Raw genomic sequence first — 15,375 nt, 5'->3', positions numbered from 1 at the left:
TAACCCGGTCGAACCGCCGTGGTACGTGACCCGTATGCCCGGTGGTGTGGGAGGGGTGGCGTCGCGAGACATCCCCCTATCCCGATCAATCTGCACTCAGTGGACTGCGCATCGGCTTCGGTGCCATCGATGGCGCCGCAATGGGGCCTCAGCCGCCAGAGCCCGTGCCCTACGAGATGCTTTCTGAGGAGGAACGCATTATGCAGGATCTTGCCGCCAGGTGGCGCAACGGCGCGAGGTTCGCGCCGCCGGGTGAAGGGTAGGGATGAGCGGCAGCTTCATTGATGCGATTAGGCCGTTAAGTCCAGGCGAACGCCTCGCCTGGAGCGCCTACATCAGAGGAGCTCAGCGTAGCATTCCCTTAATACACTCACCGCGGCGGGTTGACTCTCGCGATCGCTTGCGTTCCTTCCACGACATGGGGCGTCTCGCATATTACGCCGGTTAAGTGTCGTTAGAATGGGAGGACTGGTTGCAGCATGCGAGGTAGGAGGTTTTCGAACCGGAGGCGCCCTGCTGTCGCCAAAATGCAGATACAGTCCCCTCCTGGGTCGGCTCTCACCGAATGCGCGCGGTCCGATCCATCGCAGTCGGGCTGCTCGCCCACGTCTCCGGCTTGGTATCGGCCGCTCTCATCGTGAAACGACCCTGCCATCACATAAGTGAGCTCCAGGCCAGCTGGATGACTATGCCGCGGAAGTGCCACGTTCGGCGACACGCGAATGACGTGCAACCTACCGTCGCGGTCACTGAAAAGCGTGGCATGGAGAATGCCCGGCGCAAGCCTGCGAATTCGTCTAGGCCGAAGCTTCTGCAGTTCCGGCGGAAGCACGACGCCTCCCTTCAGGAGCGCCGACCAAGCTTCGTCATGCGAAGTCGAGCGCTCCGGTCCCCGCGAGGATGGTAAGCGCTCGTTAGTTTCCAGTCGAGTCAGACATAGTTCAAGCGCGCCGGTCGTTATTGCGGTGGGCGGCAATTCATCGAGCAGAAGTCCCCCCACCCGTTCAGCGGCGCGAATTGCTCCTTGGCAATCCGAGCAGCTTTCCGCGTGGATCTCGACAACCAGGCGGTGTGCTTTTCCAAGTGTGCCCGCAGCGTGTGCGAGCAGCGTCGCATCGCTTGGATGTCTTCGCGGCTGCGTTCCAGTATCTGGTGTCATGGCTCTTGACGTAGAACGAGGCGAAGCCGCTTTAAAGTCCGCCTTAGGTGTGATTTGACCGTTCCGAGAGGCATATTTTGCTGCTGCGCGATCTGCTGATGCGATTTCCCGTCCAGGAAGGATGCTTCCAGCAGATCGACAAGCATCTCGGGTAGTGCCGCCAGCGCCCGATACAGTTCTACATCAGAATCGTTCAGAGCTAGCCGCTCGTCGGGCCAGGGACCAGGGTCCTCAAATGCTGATACATCGGCGTCCACCACACCGAGGCGCGGTTTTCGAAATCGCGAGACGAGTAAGTTGCGAGCGATTGTAAATACCCACGGGGAAGGATGGCCCTTCTCGGGGTCAAAGTAGTGGGCCTTGTCCCAGAGCCTGAGCATGGTCTCCTGCGCCAAGTCGTCCGCTGCGGTCGGTGTCAGCCCTCTCCGACCGAAGTAGGTCTTCAAGCGAGGCATGTAATATCGAAAGAGAACCGTAAACGCTATGCGGTCGCGCGACACCGCGACGGCTTCAATACAATCTGCCAGCTTAGGCGTGGAACGAATGTCAGGCATCAGAGCGGTAAGTCCATGCGTCAACATTGGCCCGAGATGCATTGAGCGCTCAATACCCGCTGAAGCCTGATATTGATCACAGTTCCTTCCTCGGACCAATCGCGCCTCTTTCACGACGATAGCCACGCGGCGTTAGACCCTCCTCGAACCATAACCGCCCAGGGTGAAAGTACAGAAGATAGGTCGCGGCGACCTGCGGTCCGAGATCGGGTATCGCCCACATGTAGCCTGGAATATTGTTATAGGGTGGTGCCGCCGTCCATATTGCATCGGCCAGCAAGCTCAGAAGTAGGCTGCTCCTCGCCCATCGCTTACCAGCACCAATCTGCCATATGATCCAGGCCGACAAACACGCACCGATCACATAGAATGCAACGATCAGCTCGTGTATTGTCCACGGGGTAACAAAGATGAGTCCTGACAACTGATTTGCAGCCAGTTTGGGGACGGACGTCCATGATTGATAAATTCCCGACGCTGTTTCCCAGCCCGTCCACGTCCAGAGCGTCACTTCGGCGAAACGTACGACTCTGCGAGGATCGGCGTTCATCACTACCAACCATCTGCTCGTCATATGAACGTCTCAGCTGATTCAGTCTCTCCGGAGCTGCTCACCCACATGATCATAATATTACGGCTACGGCAGCTCTCAGAGGCAACTCCGCTGATGCTAGAGCCCGGAGATGAACCGAGCCGTGGTCGTTGACCTGCGTGCCGAACTAACGTGGGGCCATCTCATCGCTTAGCCAGCTATCGCATCGTCACTTCTGATTGATCTGTCAAACACTGTAGAGGGGTCACGGCGCTGATACCTTCGCCTCCCGCGGATAGTAGATCATCCCGCGCAGCCAATCCCGTCCGCTCTGCGGTCCTCCTGGCCACCCGAGCTGCTGCCGCTGCCACTCGACAAACCGTGGCCGTGGCCACTGCCACCTGGCAAGGAGCCGTGGTGATGGCCGCCATGGTGATGTGAAGGCGGGGTTGTTGGCGGCGCCACAGGTTTTGGCAGGAGTGCCGGCAGTGGAAGCCACAGCAGTGCTTGTTGCGCTCGCGCTGTGTTTTGCGGTCGCGGCGTTTGGGGTGTGAACCACCGTATCCGAGTCACCCGCCCTCACAAATCCGCAATATGGAACGCATCGAATTCCGTAACGTACATCATATGACGATTTCTGGAGATAGAAGCGACGAAGATCGGTTCCGTTTGGCGGCGGGGTTGCAATCGTCACGCCAACCGACGCGCTCGTCGCCCTCAACGCCGCAAACAATGCTATACGACCTATTTGGGATTTATCACTTTTCTGTGCCCTACTACATCTGGAAAGGATCGCATGCCAGTTCGAAATTGCTTCACAACACAGTTTGGAACTCGGGATACGGGTTGCATGCCCGCACTTCAGGCGCCCTCGCTCGATCAATTACCCAAAGGTAGACTGACTACTTGTTCAGATGATTGCTTGATAACGTAACCGTGATCTTGTATGATGCCGCTTCATATATCGCGAAGTTGGCAACTTGATTCTGCGACGCAGGTGAAAAAGTGTCTCATTCTAGCGGTTCAGGGTCGATATCCGCGCATACATCCATCACCGCATAGTGAATGTCTACTTGCGCAGATGGAAGGTATCACCTGCGTGGTCTATTTTGGCACGTATGAGCCACGTAACTTCAGGTTAGATAGGCGCTTATCCGACCCATTAGTCGAAGGATGTCGTGGTGGTGGGTGACACGCATGCGACATTGAGGCTGCCGCCAAGGCTGGCATGAGCACGATTGGGATGGTCTGTGGTGGGTTCCCAGAAGACGTTTTGCTCGGCGCTGTCGCTGTCGCAATCTATCGCGCTCGGGGTGATCTCCTGGTGGACTACGACATTGCCGCTCGCGTTAGCCGTATGGAGCCGCATGATGAGGGAGCTGAATGACGAAGACGACGATTTAGGACCGCGGCACTACGCGATTGATCCGGCTTTGGTATCTCTGACCGCTCAGATTGTGGAAGCTTAGATCTCGGATTACGGCCTCGTATAAGGTGGTTCCTGGATTAATTCAGTCCGCTTCAGGATGAATGACAACAGCATTTCGAGCCTGTGCAACCTTACAAATTACCTATAACCTTCATAGATCAATAGGTGCGCAAGACTGCCCCTCAGTTCAAGTCGCTCTAAACACTGTACCAGACTCTTCCGACTTTGATCGCTTCCTGACCGGCCATCTTACGGGCCCCAACCAAGCGCCCAGAGCTGGAACCAGATCACAAGTGAGTGCCACTATCAACATCTTTCTTGTGGGCTTGAGAGCCTTCAGCCACTGTTCGAAATTCAGGCTGCAGAAGCCCAATAATGAGGTCTGTCCGTGCGCCACTTTTGGATCATACTAGGAATGTGTATTTTGGCTTCTTGCACGATGCTAGGAATTGTTCCAAAGCCGGATTACATAGTCTTCTTCCAGCAAGACTCCGTGACTGTCGATCCAATCGCCGCGGCAATCATTGCTCGCGCGGCAGCAGAGGCGAGGACAATGCCTGATGCTACCGTAACTGTGCGCGGGTATTCGGACAGCGCCGCGAGTGCGCAAGCCGATGTGCTGCTGTCGCAGCAACGCGCGCAGCACGTGGCAGATGCATTGGTCGCGGATGGCGTGGCATCAGACCGCATCTCACGGCATGGTCGCGGACAGACCGGCAACAATCCGGGTGTCGCGAGCCGACGCGTGGAGATCAATGTAAGCAGATGGTAAGGAGTGGTGAATTGGCCCTCCGACTTCGTCCGGTCACGATTCGCGCGTCAGCCCCAGTACTGTGACAGTGCCCCTCACCGCGATCCGCGCGGCTAGGGCCTGCCCGTGTACGTAGTATACTACCTTTTGTCTGGATCTTTGATTCAGCACCGGCGGGAGCTTCCGGCCTAGTTACGCACCCGTAAATCTCGCGGCCTTCCATTTTGCAAACGCACGTCGACTGAACTCCAGCTCTAACTTGGCATGGCGGGAAGAAATGGGGCGGTTTGCCGAAGTGTGGATGCTAGGACAGTCGAATGGCTCAGTCCGCCTCGTTGCACCATACCTTCCCGCCGAGCTTGATTTACACAGCAAAGTTCTGGCGTGGCTCCAGAAGGTCCGCATGACGATAATGTGGTCGTTACAGCATGGGCGTGGCGGACAGGAACTAATGGCCTTTTCGCTAGTGCGACACTCATAGCGAACCAGGCGCGCAGCGGTCCAAATCCTGGTCTGCCGGGGCTAACAGTAAACCAGTTGCAACTCGGTTCCAGCCACTTTGCTTCGCCTTGTAGAGTGGGGTGTCCGCAGCTGCGAGGAGAGACCATCGTGCCCCCGTCCGGCAGTGTGCCGTTGCGCCGCCAAGGCTTGCGGTGACAAATCCGCCGCCTCCGCCAGGGGCGACGGCGCCCGCTGAGTCGGTCGAAGGCAAGATCACGGCGAATTCCTCGCCGCCGTAACGGGCGGAGAGGTCGATCGGCCGCCGAACGTCTTCTGCGCCGTGATGTCGCGCATGATGAGCACGAAATCAGTCCTTTGATGGGTCGTCGGGTCGAAGATGGCGCGGTTGCGGCACTCGGCCCAGATTACGCTGCCGTCCTGCGAACCATGCGATGAACAATAGCGCCGGGCTACGAGCCGGTGACCGACGGCTCATCCTGAGCCGAAACCTCGCCTCGATGCGTCAGACCGCATCGGTATCGCAAAGAAGTTTTACCAACGCAATACGATAAAGAGGGCGATGACGACGAGAGCGGCGAGTGCCGTCACGATGAGTACCCAGCGGCAACCGACCGGGTCCATCTAGTCGTGCTCACGGGAAATAATCTTCAGCTGGCGTCCTCCTGGGCAGTCGCTGGAGGCTGCATCCAACCGCTGACCCATTGGTAGTTAGCCTGAGCTGCTCATGGAGACCGCGATTCAAAGCGGTAGCGATTCTGATCTGAGGGCCTTCGCGACAAAGACACTCCCTGTCGTGCAGGGTCACATTTGCTGGCTGAATCGCTTGACGGTCGCCGAGCCGCCCTGTGCGGCGGCCAGCTGTCCCTCCTGGACCTCGGCCAAGCCGCCAATTGCGGCCTGCTGCACGAAGATTTTATCCTCAGCGGAAACCGCCGCGTGCGCAGCCATCGCGCCAAACGGAAGAAGGAGAATGATAGCACCCATGACGATCGAGCGTTTCACGATCAAGGTCCCTTGTCTGCATCGCCCCTGGCAGGCCGGAGGCGATCGAGCAGCTCAGGCGCGGGACCTCTGGGGTCAAGAGGTGACCTCGAAGATGTGTTGCACAAAGCTCGATGCGGTCTGCGAGCAACAGCGTTCATCGAGCGAAGTAGGCCCGAGCCGGGTGAGCATGCGAGATGCTTGAGCGGATCGGCAACGTCATCTACTGGCTTTGCATGGGTCGCGTCCGTCGTGCTCGTGATCGTCGGCATCATGACCTTCGCTGCACTAGGTGGCCAAATCACACAGTCTTGGGCCGCCTTTGCGAAGTGGGCGGCTCTGGCTGCCGCGATCTATGGAGTCGCTTGGCTGGTGCGGTTCGTCACTTTTGGCCGTGAACGTCGACGTCCCGACATTTAAATTGTGGTCCGGTGACCCGCCCCAAATGGGAGTTATGCCAGCATTTCCGGACCCCGATTTCGCAAGACTATCAAGCCGGCCAGCTTCAGTTGTGGTTCCGCGACGGCTCTGAGCAGCGCACGTGCCAAAAAACCTGCCGGCTGCGATCTATGAGAAACTGCTGACCGCTGGCTCCAACGGCGATATTTCGAGCTAATGATCCGCAGTCGCTAAGCTAAGATGGCAGCCAGAGGTAAGGCGATGCCAGGGGCGCTGCCGACCAAGATGGTGACGCAGCCCAGCTTGCACCAGCGAACGCTTCTTCCGCGACGGCGATCAGCTAGTCGGAGTCTAGGGGTAGGCGACTGGCAATCTGCTTAAGAAGGTTTCGATCTTCCTCCGACGCCTCCGGAGGAATCGTCACAATTAGGTGAAGCTCCGGGCGCTCCTCGCGAAGTTGAAGTGCGTCGCCAAGCAGGGCCCTGAGGTCGTCGAACAGGCGGCTCGCCTCGTGTTCCCCGTCAAGCGCGAGCAGTTTTAGGCGCCACTTAGGAGCCGGCGCGACATTCATTGGGGTTTCGTGTGAGCATCTCAGCACAGTGAGCGGAAGCGCTGGGGCGGACAACTCACTTGACTGCGATGGGAAGGTGTCACCCCTGATTGCACACACGTTGCACTTATTGCGTTGATGACTGCCCATAGCTCGACCGTCCCTAGAGCGCTGAACGCGCGATCCTGAAGTCACTCGTCGAGATCATCTTCCTTTTCCCGTTGGGCCTTCCGTCGCGCCCGAAAGGCAGCGTTGCCTCGCTTCTTTATGTTCCGGCGGCGATCTGCGCGTCCGGCCGCGATCTCCGCGAGCTCTTCCAGAGTTATGACGACGGCATTGTCAGCCGGGCTCGGTTCAGCGTGCCATGGCTTCCAGACGTGTGGGCGGCGGCTCATGGCGTCGTCTAGTCAAAAGGACGGGTCAGTGTAGTGGCCTCTGGCTTGGCCGCCGGCGCCACTGTCACTCGCGCTGTTTTAACGAACAGCCCCACCTATTCCCAATCCAGCGTCACCCAGGCCTGGCGCGGGACCGATCCCGGGACTGGCGCCATAGTAGGTGTCGATGTCAGCGCTACGTCGCTCATCCCACAGGCTGAGATCATCAGCCGCGTAAGTTGGCGCTCCTTCTAGTCGGCTGCGATCGAGATTGACCACGAACCCGCCAGCCTGCGGATCATAGGTCAGCTGGTTCCAGGGTAGCGGATGGTAGCGCTCGCCGATTCCCAGAAATCCTCCGAAGCTGAGGATCGCGTAATCGGCTTTGCCCGAAGCCTTGTCGAGCATCACGTCGTGGACGCTGCCGAGGCTTTCGCCCGCCGTGTTGTAGACGGCCGTCCCGTTAACCTTGCTGGCAGCGATCAGCCTTCCGCCGGTGTTACTTGGGTTTTCATCGCTGACCATAGTTCCCTCCGTTTCTGAGCTTCGGCGCCAAATGTTCAGCTCGCGCGAAGCTCTCGACAAAATAGGTTCAGAATTCGCCGGTTGCAGGCTCTTGTGGGCCCTCGACGAAGACGTGATCATCAGGCCCTATTACGATCGCGCCTGTGGTCCCGGTTCTATCTCTAACCGACTTGGCAAGCGTATTGGCGGAAGTGGGGATATGATCACCGACTGGTTGCGCCGTTCCTCAGGCTCCCAAAACCGACGTCATGTCTGCGCTGTGACGATGGTGCTCTGCAGAAGATGCGGGTCTTGGCGTAACGGAGCGCACTAGATCCTCAGCAGATCGTATTCGGCGGGACGTTCCCGTCGCTTAGGACGAGGCGCCATGCCCAACCTCACTAGGACGAATCCAAGCTCCTATCCGCCCTCTTGGTTGGCGAGTGGGTGCGGATAGACGACCTCAAGGAGGTCACAGGCATCTGGCGCATCCATGTGATCGTGGAAGGGATGGTGGACCAGGGGCTGGTCGAGGTTCAGTTCGGCGCACCGGCAAAATGGTGCGGGTGCCTCGGCGTCCCTGGGGAGGGCGGGGTGGCTAGCCGGCTCTCGAGAAAGCGAGGCCCACGCGTCAGTCCGCGGCGGCTCTCCCGGGCGGCTTCGCTACTGCTCGTCGCGGTCTTCACTTCGCTATCTAGCACATCCCGCTCTTAATATGATTACCTCTGATGTAATTGAATCCACTCTAGTGAGGGTCTATTCGGGCCGTCGAACGAGCAGTCACTGGGCAATGTACCCATGATCTCGTTCACTTTCGTCTTTTGGAAGTAAACGCACATGACGGATTTTCCTGTTAATACCGTTGAAACTGCACCCGAGCGCTCCAAGCCCGCTCTGAAACAGTTGCGGGCCACCTTCGGCATGATTCCCAATATTCTCGGTTCCATGTCGACATCTCCGGTTCTGATCAATAGCCTCGTCGGCCTGTTCCAGAATGTTCACGGCGGCAGTTTTACGGAAGACCAGATACAGATACTGCTGCTGACCAATGCGGTGACCAATGAGTGTTCCTGGGCCGTCGCGTTCCATACGGCCCTGGCACTCAAGGAAGGACTAGATCCTGCTGACGTTCAGGCCATTCGGGAACGCCGGCTGCCCAAGGATAAGAAGCTGGCCGCTCTGTCGGCCCTCGCTAAGACATTGATCCAGGAGCGCGGTCGCCTCGAGGACCAGGACATCGAGCCATTCATCGCCGCTGGGTTTGGCAAGGATCTCGTGCTCGAAGTGATTGCCGTGGTCGCCGCATCCACGATCACGAACTATACCGGAAGCGTTACAAGAACGCCGCTGGAGGAACCCTTCCAATCACACGCTTGGCAACCGTAAGGCGACCAGTTCAGGGCGTCAGCACGTTCAAGGCCTGATTGCAAAATCTTTGGATAATCCCGAGCCGGATCGGCCTCCACCTTGGAGCTGCAATATTCAGCTCTGCCACCTTCATGGCCGAGCAGTGCCGGCACTCAGGAAGCTTGAGCGATGATTGACCGGAACGCCGTCTGGCTTATCGCCGGATGTTCGACAGGGCTCGGTCGAGCGCTTGTCCTGGAGCCCGGGTGCCGCGTCGTGGCGAACGCGCGGGGCCCCTCCGCTGTCGGTGACATAGTGGAGGACTATGCCGACGTCGCATTCGCGGTGGAACTCGACGTCGACAAACTCGATCAGGTGAAGGTGGCGGTCGAGGCAGCTAGAGATCGCTTCGGCGGAGTCGACGTGCTGGTTAATAATGCCGGGTATGGGTACGCCGGTGCGTCTCCGGGCCACTCCAAACGGAGTTCTAGTCACTTGGCTTCGGCGCTACGCCAGCCAATTGCGCCGACCCCTTGATCAGTTCAATTTGACCGTCCGCGCCCGCCGCAACGTAGCGCATCACCATGACCTCAACAGCCGGCTCTATATCCGGCAGCGCGGGGCTCGATGAAGCCAGACTTCCCCATTTACAATCATGCCGCTGCTGAGCGTGGCTGGACCAAATACTAGCGCTCTTCGGCCGGAACCTGCACTAAGGTAGATGACCTTCGGCACTAGAAGTAGGCTTTTTAAATGAGAGGGTTTTTCATGATCCAAGGGCGGTGCCGCTGCGGTGGAATTCAGTTCGAGATGCCGGACCAGGCAGTACTTAGTACAGTCTGTTATTGCAACGACTGTCGCAGGCAGTCTGGGGCACCAATGTTGGCGTGGGCAATGGTTCCCGCGGTTTCAGTCACGATGCGCGGCGAGCCAAAGGTCTACGCCTCCTCGGAGCGCGGACGCCGCTCCTTCTGTTGTGCTTGTGGCACCGGGCTGTTCTTCACAAACGCGCTCCTCGAACAGATGGGCATGGTGCAGGTGCGGATCGCGGTACTCGACGATCCCGATGCGATAGCTCCTAAGATGCAGGTGCAGACTGCTGATAGGATCGGCTGGATGAGATCAGCGCACACGCTACCAGCCTTCGAACGCTTCCCGACATAGATCTGGACGGCCGCTCTCTACCTTTTTCGCCCACGCATTGCAAACCGGCCTGGCCGGTGCCGGACCCTAGGGCAAGCAGCGGTGGCGCCGGGTCGGGTTCATCCTCGGTGGGGCATCAACGCCGCGAACCTGCGACGGGTCCCGGCAGCCTGGCGAAATGCGGCGCTCGAGGTTGCATGGCGCAGATCTCGTAGGCGATTCGGCTGACCCTGGTGCGCCCTGGGGCGTTGCACTCCATCGCTGATTCCTCTCCAAGTGCTTCATCCGCCGACGACTTCCCGAATACCATCAATTGCGCCATCATGGCCGCTAACTAGAACTTCTTGCCACACGTCGCACGCTGGAGGCGATAGACGGACCGCCGCGGGACCGCGAATGCGTCTCTTGCAGTAGTTCGATTGTCGCGTTGCCGGCAACCTCCAGAGGCGCTTCGCCTAGATGGACGATGCTCGCATTATAGCTTCCTGACCGGAAGGGCGAAGCGATAGCCGATGCCGCGCTCGGTCTGGATCGCGCGCGGTGCACTGGGGTCAGATTCCAGCTTACGCCGCAGCCGAAGCACCTGAACGTCAATGGTGCGGTCGAACACATCCTCATGTACGCGGGTCGCCTGTAACAGGTACTCGCGAGACAAGGACCGCCCAGGGGAAGCTAGAAAGGCCACTAGCAGCGCGTACTCACCGTTTGTGAGAGAAACAGGCTCAGCCGCTGCGTTGACTAGCTTGCGCTCGCGGACATCGAGCTCCCAGCCGTCAAATCGGTAGCCGCCTGAAGACGGCTCGTCGCGCGACGGTCTGCGGCTGAATTCCTGACGTCGCAGAACCGCTCGAACGCGCGCCAGAAGCTCCCGCATACCGAAGGGTTTGGTGACATAGTCATCCGCGCCGAGCTCCAGGCCGACCATGCGGTCAATCTCGTCACGACGATGCCCAGTCACGACAATAACCGGCACGTCGGAGCGAGCTCGAATGTCCCGCAGAAGATCTAGCCCATCCTACAGCCGCTCCAGAACCTGCTACAGAACCCCCGCCTTCGCGAACGATTGCCGAAAAGCGACGGCCGCTTAGATGCGCGAGCCGGAAGCCGTCCTAAACTGGGAGGCCGAGTGCGGAGCTAAACAAACCGGCGGGGTCGAAGCGCCGCTTCGCGGCTGCCAGACGCTCGGCGTTCGGCCCGTATGCTCTTTGAACCCGAGGGTCGTCGCGCCGCGCCAGGTTCGGATAGGTCGCCGGAAAGGCCCAAGGCGTCAGCAGCGCTACCGTTTCCCGGGCCCATTCACGTTCACGCAAGCCGTCCCCGCCATCATACTGGGCGACGATGTCCAGCAGCACATGCCTGGTTCTCATTCCGAAGGCCGTAGCTCCGACCGGCACGCGCAGTGCAGCGCCGCGAAACTCATGGGTTAGGAGCGAGCAGCCGGGCCCAGGCCGGCGAGCGCCTTGCGATGCCAGAACCTCCGCGACCTCCCGCGAAATATCGGCAAGCCAGCAGCTTTCCATGAACACGTCATGCGTTTGCGTCATCGGCCCATCGAACATCGCCAGCGCTTCAGTGAACGAACGATACCGAACATCCGCGCCAAGCACTGTGCCGAGGCGATGCAGCGGTGCTATCTCAGCTTCAGCCTGCGCCGGATCGCCGCACCAGCCCGGAACCACGGCGGCCACTTCCTGCCCGTCGGGTGCCGAGATGAATCCAAGTTGAACCGTGAGCGCATCCGGCGCGTGGCGGCAAACGTCAGCCGCACGGGCGAACACCGCAGCTGCCTCGACTGCGGGATACATAATCGGTCCATAAGTTAGCCCGCGAATGCGGTGCAGCCGAAGCGACATGAGTGTCACGACTCCGAAATTCCCGCCACCGCCTCGGAGCGCCCACAACAGCTCCTCGTTAACCTCTTCGCTTACCGTTACGACACTTCCATCAGCGAGCACCACTTCCGCAGCGACAAGGTTGTCCGAGGCCAGGCCAAACCGCGGGGTTAGGGGCCCGTAGCCGCCGCCAAGCGTCAGGCCACCGAGTCCGACCACGCCGACTGAGCCAGTCACGGCCGCCAGACCCAGCCTGTCGGTCTCAGGGGTAAGGTCGCGAGCGCGCGCCCCGCCGCCAACCTGCGCCAGGGTGCCGTCCAATGAGATGAAAACGCCGCGCATCTCCGACAGGTCGATCACGATGCCGTCGCACAAGGCGCGCCCCGTCCAGTCGTGACCTCCAGCCTTGACGGAGAGCGGCAGCCCGGTCTGCCTGGCGGCGAGAACGGCGGCTTGAACATCTGCCGCACTGCGCGCCCTCACGAGCGCCAGCGGACGGGCCGAGGTGCGGACCCAGATCTCCTTCGCTGCGTCATATTCGGGATGTGATGGAAGGATCACCCTGCCTGCAAGTTTTGCACCGAGGTCCGCGATCAAATGTTTGGTTATACCCATATTTGTTCCTTCTTCGCACCGAGCTTCCCGGCATGGCCGCAAGCACGGGGCATTAACTATCGGCTGCGCACACACCAGCCGGAGATTTCTGCGTTTTAGGCAAACCCGGCAGCAAGCCGGTTCGCAACCCCACACATGCGCCGCTTCCAGCGGCACATATGGCTTTGTCGGCAGATCAGTCTCTGCCGCTATCGAAAGCCGCCAAACCGCGGCAAGGAATCCGCCCGTTCACAAGAGCGTCTCGGCATCGGTGGACTCAAAAACGCCATACCAGAGTCATTCATCCAAAAGTCTGCATGCGTGTCACCATGGAATGGTTTCGGAGAAGTGGAAGAAAGTCCCTGTTGGACCGTCGGCGCCCATCAGCGCCGCCGCAACACTCGTCTTAGCGCCTTCCGACGGTTCCATCGGCGCAAGATCCGTCCCACTCCTCGTCCTCACCCATCCTGGGTGAACAGAGTTCACCTTGATGTCTGTATCGTCCAACTCCTGGGCAAGCTGGATCGTGAAGAGATTGAGAGCAGCTTTCGACGCATTGTATGCAAAGCGCTTGTTATAGGACACAGCTTCGGCCTGCGTGGCGTGCAAGTTGAGCGATCCGAGGATACTGGAAACATTCACAATGCGGCCTCCGCCACTTTCTCTTAGCAGCGGGAGCACCTCACTGGTAAGTCGGAGCACCGCAAAGAGGTTCGTTTCGAATACAAGTTGGAGCTCTTCCTCCGTCGTGTTGATGGTGAGCCTCTCCATTAGGGTCCCTTGAGGCGCCGTCATACCTGCGTTGTTGACGAGTATGTCGAGACGTCCAAACTGCCTCTGGATAAGCTGCGCTGTAGCAGTACGATCGGCGGCCTCCGTTACATCAAGCTTGACTGGCGAGACATTTACTAGGCCGTCAGTATGCAGTTTTGCCGCAGCTGACTCAGCGGCCGCGAGCGATCGACCTGCGAGTAGGACCGTCACACCTTTCTCAGCAAGTTGGCGGACGGTCTCGAATCCGATTCCCTGGTTGGCCCCGGTGACGAGGGCTATCTTTGCAATTTGTGGCATACGTTTCGCCCTCGACGGTTGCAGCGTACGGGTGAGTTTGGTCGCTCGTCCCCTCGGTCTCATCTATTCAAAGCTCCAGTCCCCCTTCAAGTGCCCTTCCCCTAGACAGCCGTGAAGCTGCGGCTGTATCCTAGTCATGTCGAGTAAGTCGCTACCACGTTCACTATAGTTACACTATATCGGAGGCAAGCGGATTTTGGCAAGGGCCCGCGTCAAGGTCGTAGAGGCGAAGACTCGCCGACAGGAGTACGCGGAGCAAACGCGGGCCGCGATTGTTGCGGCAGCACGCCGGCTCTTCGCGGCGCAGGGCTACGCCCAAACCAAAGTCGAGGACATTGCGCGGGCCGCGCGGGTGGCTCCAATTACGATCTACACGACCGTAGGCGGCAAAGTCGGGCTGCTACGCATGCTGATGGAGATTTGGAGCACAGCACCCGGAAATGAGGCGGCGCTCAGCAGCATTCTCGCTCTTCGCAATCCTCTAGCAATCATCGAGAGCGTGGCGGGAGTTGTGCGGTCCATGCGGGAGGAGTTCGGCGACATCGCCTATTTCATGCACGACGCCGCCCCCCAGGACCAAGCGGTAGCCGAAAGTCTCGCTGTGGCCACGGCTCGTTACCGGAAGTGGTTCCTGGTTGTGGCTCAGCACCTCGCAAGCCTGAGAGGCCTCCGGTCTGGACTGACCTTGGAGGACGCCGCCGATCTGCTGTGGTTCTACTTTGGCTATTGGGGCTACTACACCCTGCATAATGAGAATGGATGGACCTATGAACGCGCAGAGCGTTGGTTAGTGAAGGCCGCTGCTCACTCGTTATTGAAGGAGAAGATGTAGCGGGGTTCGGGCCCAGGTTGGGTCAATGTTTTCAGTGCGGTCGCTCGCCGAAGGCAGGCGCTCGACGCTGTGCAGATCCCGTGCAGTAAACTCTTGCTGTTTGACGCCATCGAAGAGGTGGGCCGCACCAACACCGCCGATCTCAGTGATGCGAAAAGCTCCGCGCCCTCGGCCCCTCATGGACGCCTCGCGCTCGCGCGAGCGACACCGATGGTCAAGGCGCCGACTGTCGCCATGCGCCCTTCTAAGGCTCGCCTCGAGTCTCGCCTCCTCCACTTCCAGGCGACCGCGGCTGACGGCATTTCCGATATTGTCGACTGCCATACGATGCAGGCCCAGGTCCTCCAACCGCCACATGGCATGCTGGAAGCGGGCTGCCGCCAAAAGGTCGGCAGAATACGCCTTAGTGTCTTCTCCAGCCCGACAAGGATCAGGAGCAGTAGCAGCGAGACTTTATGCTTAGGCAGCCGGCGTTCCCGAATGGCCTGAACGTCAGCAGGCTCTTATCCTCCCTTGAGTGCCAGCGCTGTATGGAGCGCGATGGCCCTAGGACACTCATTGGTTACCGCGTTGGTCAGCAGCAATGTCTGTATTTGGTCTTCCGTGAGCTGCCGCCGTGGACCTTCTGGAACAGGCCGACGAGGCTATTGATCAGCACCGGAGATGTCGACATGGAACCGAGAATATTCGGGATCATGCCGAAGATGGCCTGCAACTGTACCAAGACCGGTCTCGAGCGCTCGGGCGCAGAGTCGATGGTACTAACGGGAAACTCTGTCATTTTCGCTTACCCTCCCAAAGGCGAAGTGAATGGACCATGGGCACATCACCCAGTGACCCGTTCGACAACTCAGATAGACC

General features: G+C 59.2%; 15 protein-coding genes and 1 pseudogene. 5 read left to right on the top strand and 11 right to left on the bottom strand.

All coding sequences use genetic code 11. The annotated features are described in order from the left end of the window. Window positions 1-454: 454 nt before the first annotated feature. The 4 genes from GSQ83_RS31200 to GSQ83_RS10640 all read right to left on the bottom strand — a co-directional run bounded on the left by GSQ83_RS31200 (window position 455) and on the right by GSQ83_RS10640 (window position 3,614). Window positions 455-1,159, bottom strand: a complete 705-nt coding sequence (locus tag GSQ83_RS31200; protein WP_158802871.1) for a ChrR family anti-sigma-E factor — start codon at window positions 1,157-1,159, stop codon at window positions 455-457. Next, window positions 1,156-1,713, bottom strand: coding sequence for a sigma-70 family RNA polymerase sigma factor (locus tag GSQ83_RS10650; RefSeq protein ID WP_158802870.1), 558 nt, complete (start codon window positions 1,711-1,713; stop codon window positions 1,156-1,158). The genes GSQ83_RS31200 and GSQ83_RS10650 overlap by 4 nt, the downstream gene beginning before the upstream one ends. 76 nt (window positions 1,714-1,789) lie before the next feature. Beyond that, the gene (locus GSQ83_RS10645; protein WP_158802869.1) at window positions 1,790-2,263 is read right to left on the bottom strand and encodes a hypothetical protein; all 474 of its coding nucleotides are present in this window, start codon (window positions 2,261-2,263) and stop codon (window positions 1,790-1,792) included. Window positions 2,264-3,407: 1,144 nt separating this feature from the next. After that, window positions 3,408-3,614: a hypothetical protein gene (locus GSQ83_RS10640; RefSeq protein ID WP_158802868.1), complete on the bottom strand. Its 207-nt coding sequence runs from the start codon at window positions 3,612-3,614 to the stop codon at window positions 3,408-3,410. A 475-nt stretch (window positions 3,615-4,089) separates the two neighbouring features. Between GSQ83_RS10640 and GSQ83_RS10635 the strand changes: the two genes are divergently transcribed. After that, window positions 4,090-4,446 (top strand): OmpA family protein, encoded by a 357-nt coding sequence (locus tag GSQ83_RS10635; protein ID WP_371417995.1) that lies wholly within the window; start codon window positions 4,090-4,092, stop codon window positions 4,444-4,446. A 1,242-nt stretch (window positions 4,447-5,688) separates the two neighbouring features. Here GSQ83_RS10635 and GSQ83_RS10625 read toward each other — a convergent pair. Beyond that, window positions 5,689-5,889, bottom strand: coding sequence for a DUF4142 domain-containing protein (locus tag GSQ83_RS10625; RefSeq protein WP_216850039.1), 201 nt, complete (start codon window positions 5,887-5,889; stop codon window positions 5,689-5,691). 1,401 nt (window positions 5,890-7,290) lie between these two features. Continuing rightward, complete coding sequence (locus GSQ83_RS10620; protein ID WP_158802866.1) at window positions 7,291-7,716, bottom strand: PRC-barrel domain-containing protein; 426 nt, start codon at window positions 7,714-7,716, stop codon at window positions 7,291-7,293. An 816-nt stretch (window positions 7,717-8,532) separates the two neighbouring features. On the opposite strand from GSQ83_RS10620, the gene GSQ83_RS10615 reads away from it, so the two are divergent. The 3 genes from GSQ83_RS10615 to GSQ83_RS10605 all read left to right on the top strand — a co-directional run bounded on the left by GSQ83_RS10615 (window position 8,533) and on the right by GSQ83_RS10605 (window position 10,206). Further along, entirely contained in the window at window positions 8,533-9,081 is a 549-nt protein-coding gene (locus tag GSQ83_RS10615) for a carboxymuconolactone decarboxylase family protein (RefSeq protein WP_158802865.1), read from the top strand. Window positions 9,082-9,231: 150 nt separating this feature from the next. Then, window positions 9,232-9,579, top strand: a complete 348-nt coding sequence (locus GSQ83_RS10610) for an SDR family NAD(P)-dependent oxidoreductase (protein ID WP_158802864.1) — start codon at window positions 9,232-9,234, stop codon at window positions 9,577-9,579. 216 nt (window positions 9,580-9,795) lie between these two features. Continuing rightward, the gene (locus tag GSQ83_RS10605; protein ID WP_371417994.1) at window positions 9,796-10,206 is read left to right on the top strand and encodes a GFA family protein; all 411 of its coding nucleotides are present in this window, start codon (window positions 9,796-9,798) and stop codon (window positions 10,204-10,206) included. A 454-nt stretch (window positions 10,207-10,660) separates the two neighbouring features. Here GSQ83_RS10605 and GSQ83_RS10600 read toward each other — a convergent pair whose 3' ends face one another. The 4 genes and pseudogenes from GSQ83_RS10600 to GSQ83_RS10590 all read right to left on the bottom strand — a co-directional run bounded on the left by GSQ83_RS10600 (window position 10,661) and on the right by GSQ83_RS10590 (window position 13,682). Beyond that, window positions 10,661-11,059, bottom strand: coding sequence for a winged helix-turn-helix domain-containing protein (locus GSQ83_RS10600; RefSeq protein ID WP_305782245.1), 399 nt, complete (start codon window positions 11,057-11,059; stop codon window positions 10,661-10,663). Beyond that, a pseudogene (locus tag GSQ83_RS30945) lies at window positions 11,045-11,188 on the bottom strand (response regulator); the annotation flags it as partial. The pseudogene GSQ83_RS30945 and the gene GSQ83_RS10600, both read right to left, overlap by 15 nt. 106 nt (window positions 11,189-11,294) lie before the next feature. Further along, a complete protein-coding gene (locus GSQ83_RS10595; protein WP_158802862.1) occupies window positions 11,295-12,632 on the bottom strand; it encodes an FAD-binding oxidoreductase in 1,338 nt (445 codons plus the stop codon). Window positions 12,633-12,935: 303 nt separating this feature from the next. Then, window positions 12,936-13,682: an SDR family NAD(P)-dependent oxidoreductase gene (locus GSQ83_RS10590; RefSeq protein ID WP_158802861.1), complete on the bottom strand. Its 747-nt coding sequence runs from the start codon at window positions 13,680-13,682 to the stop codon at window positions 12,936-12,938. A 196-nt stretch (window positions 13,683-13,878) separates the two neighbouring features. Here GSQ83_RS10590 and GSQ83_RS10585 point away from each other — a divergent pair, with 196 nt between their 5' ends. Then, the gene (locus GSQ83_RS10585; RefSeq protein WP_158802860.1) at window positions 13,879-14,514 is read left to right on the top strand and encodes a TetR/AcrR family transcriptional regulator; all 636 of its coding nucleotides are present in this window, start codon (window positions 13,879-13,881) and stop codon (window positions 14,512-14,514) included. Between the two features lie 574 nt (window positions 14,515-15,088). On the opposite strand, the gene GSQ83_RS10580 is transcribed toward GSQ83_RS10585, so the two are convergent. After that, on the bottom strand, window positions 15,089-15,295 hold the full coding sequence (locus GSQ83_RS10580) for a hypothetical protein (RefSeq protein ID WP_158802859.1): 207 nt from the start codon (window positions 15,293-15,295) through the stop codon (window positions 15,089-15,091). Window positions 15,296-15,375: the final 80 nt, after the last annotated feature.

Source organism: Acidisoma sp. L85, from assembly GCF_009765865.1.
Lineage (GTDB): Bacteria > Pseudomonadota > Alphaproteobacteria > Acetobacterales > Acetobacteraceae > Acidisoma.
Note: the sequence above shows the minus strand (reverse complement) of the source record. Positions and strands in the feature narration are given on the sequence as shown.